We start from the raw sequence: 1,164 nt of genomic DNA on the forward strand, positions 1-1,164 counted from the left end.
GTGCGTTACAGTGACATCGATCTTGTCAATATTGCTGACTAAAGCGCGTGTTTTTTCACTGTCGACTTTTTTACGGAAATAACTGGAAAGGCGTTTTTTGAGGTTCTTAGCTTTACCGACGTAAATAACAACAGCCTCGGCGTTATACATTCGATAAACGCCGGGCTGCTCTGTTACTGTCTTGAGGAATGAGACTGAGTCAAACAAGTTGGTCACTATACGATCTCAGTGTTAAAGGGTCTCAGTGTCTAACATTCCATGTCTAATCGCTAAATGCGTCAGCTCTACATCGCCACTGATATCCAGCTTACTGAACAAGCGGTAGCGGTAACTGTTGACTGTTTTAGGACTTAGATTGAGTTGTTCTGAAATATCCGTCACTTTCTGACCTTTGGTAATCATCATCATGATTTGAAGTTCACGTTCAGATAAGTCTGCGAATGGATTTTCAGACGCAGGCGAGAATTGGCTCAAAGCCATCTGCTGCGCAATTTCTGGCGAAATGTATCGTTGGCCACTATTAACCACTCGAATTGCATTTACCATTTCATCCGGACCTGCCCCTTTAGTAAGGTAACCAGCAGCTCCAGCTTGCATCACTTTAGTTGGAAACGGATTTTCCGTATGAACAGTTAAAACGATGATTTTAACATCAGGGTTGAAACGCAAGATTTTCTTGGTTGCTTCTAAGCCACCAATACCAGGCATATTCATATCCATCAAAATAACGTCAGTATTGTTAGTACGACACCATTTTGCAGCATCTTCACCGCTTTCAGCTTCCCCTGCTACGTTCATTCCACGGACGTCTTCAATAATACGTCGTATCCCTGTGCGAACCAGCTCGTGATCATCTACAAGGAAAACATTTATCAAACTTGTATCTCCACACTATTAATTGGCTCTGCAACCACTGTGTCATTTCATCTGTTTGAAACAATTGAACAAAGGAACAGTGAATCGCAGCATTGAGTACATCTTAACTTAATTACTAAAAAAAAGCTCTGTTGAATATGTGCTGAAACACGAACTTTAGCAAGTACTTATTAACAAATAAGCCAACTAAAACAACAAGCTTTTTCTAAAAATCAACCAGTTAAAACAACACCCAATAAAATTACACAAGATAAAGATATTTTCAATACCATTGAATAGCCATTCGCG

General features: G+C 40.1%; 2 protein-coding genes. Both read right to left on the bottom strand.

What is annotated here, in order from left to right; all coding sequences use genetic code 11:
• Positions 1–216, bottom strand: a 216-nt coding sequence (locus AB4653_RS23300) for a GIY-YIG nuclease family protein (protein ID WP_372105431.1), incomplete at its 3' end; no start/stop codon positions are given.
• A gap of 15 nt (positions 217–231) precedes the next feature.
• The gene (gene uvrY, locus AB4653_RS23305; protein ID WP_004729778.1) at positions 232–876 is read right to left on the bottom strand and encodes a UvrY/SirA/GacA family response regulator transcription factor; all 645 of its coding nucleotides are present in this window, start codon (positions 874–876) and stop codon (positions 232–234) included.
• Positions 877–1,164 lie beyond the last annotated feature (288 nt).

The organism is Vibrio sp. 10N.222.48.A3, from assembly GCF_041475345.1.
In the GTDB taxonomy this organism is placed as follows: domain Bacteria; phylum Pseudomonadota; class Gammaproteobacteria; order Enterobacterales; family Vibrionaceae; genus Vibrio; species Vibrio tasmaniensis_A.